Origin of the sequence: Hyalangium minutum, from assembly GCF_000737315.1 — a bacterium.
GTDB classification, from domain to species: Bacteria; Myxococcota; Myxococcia; order Myxococcales; family Myxococcaceae; genus Hyalangium; species Hyalangium minutum.
Genome location: NZ_JMCB01000027.1, coordinates 1 through 1,312, shown reverse-complemented (window position 1 = coordinate 1,312; position 1,312 = coordinate 1). Strand labels below are relative to the sequence as shown.

The 1,312-nt window shown below is 67.0% G+C and carries 1 protein-coding gene; it reads left to right on the top strand.

Annotation, left to right across the window (positions count from 1 at the left end; all coding sequences use genetic code 11):
- Positions 1-1,312: serine/threonine protein kinase (locus tag DB31_RS40925; RefSeq protein ID WP_044198621.1), on the top strand; the 1,312-nt coding region annotated here is incomplete at both ends.

The following is a 1,312-nucleotide window of genomic DNA, read 5'->3' as shown; positions in this document are numbered from 1 at the left end:
CACGCCCGCACGCTGCGCGAGGTGCTGGTGCTTCTGATGCTGGACCATCCCAACATCGTGAAGCCGCGCGCCTTTGGTTACTTGCCCGATGGGCGCGTGTACTTCGTGCTGGAGTACGTGGACGGCTGGACGCTGGAGCAATGGGTCGAGCGCACGCACCCCACGGCCCAGGAGATTGCCCGCGTCTTCATGAAGATCGCCGGTGCGGTGGCCTATCTGCACGGGAAAGGTGTCAAACACCGGGATTTGAAACTGAAGAACGTCCTGATCCGCAGAGAGGATGGCGAGCCCATCCTCATCGACTTTGGTGCGGCGACCTACGAGCACGCCGAAGAGCTGACGGGTGCGGGACTGCCGCCGGGGACGGACCGGTTCCGCGCCCCAGAAGCGTTGGGCTTCCTCCGCAGGTTGGGGCGCGCCGGAAAGGAGCGGTACTCGTTCCAGGTGGCGGATGAGATTTTCTCCCTGGGAGTGATGCTCTACGACGTGTTGACGGACCCCCGCCCCACGGAGCACAAGGGCAAGACGCCCCTCAACAGCCCCACCCGGTTGATTCCCTTCTCCTCCCCCCAGAGGGCCAATCCGCGCGTGCCCATCGCCCTGAGCGACACGGTGATGAACCTCCTAGAGCTCGACCCCAAGCATCGGCCCGAGAACATGGAGGCCGTCCGGCGCGAATTGGCGGAATTCGCGGAGCACCCAGGGTCGGAATACGCAGCACCTGTGCACCTTCCCTCGGAGCAAAGAGCTCCCGCCCCCGAGGGGGCCGTTCCGCCCGACGAGCTGGCTGAGCTGGAGCCCCCTGCGTTGCAGGGCTGGCCTCAGGTACGGGCGGTGCCAGGCATCATGCTGGAGCGCATCCGTCGTTGGCCCAAGCCGTGGGTGCTCGTAGGAGTGGTAAGTGCCGTCGTGCTGGCCCTTGCGGCTGCCTCTGGGCTCCTCCGAGAAGGACACCCCTCCCAGCCGCCACAGGCCCCACCCGGTGTGGCCACCACCCCGGGCCTGCCCCCACCGCTCCCAGTGCAGCCTCCCGTGAACGTCCCTGCTGTATCCGCGCCTGCACCTCCACAAGCGGCAGCCCCCCTCCTCGCCGCTCCTGCCACCCCCCAGAAGGAAGGATCCACAGTGAAGAGCAAGCCGCCGGATGCACTCAAGCCAACACGCAACGTACGCGGCCAGTCGTCGGCCCCCGCCGCGACAGACCCGACATTCCCAGCGTGGTGTCGAGCCGTGACGCTGACAGCGGCGATGGCTGCTGGATGTACGGGGGCTCAACTCAGGCCGGAGCCTTTCGAGTGCCCGCCGGGAGCAC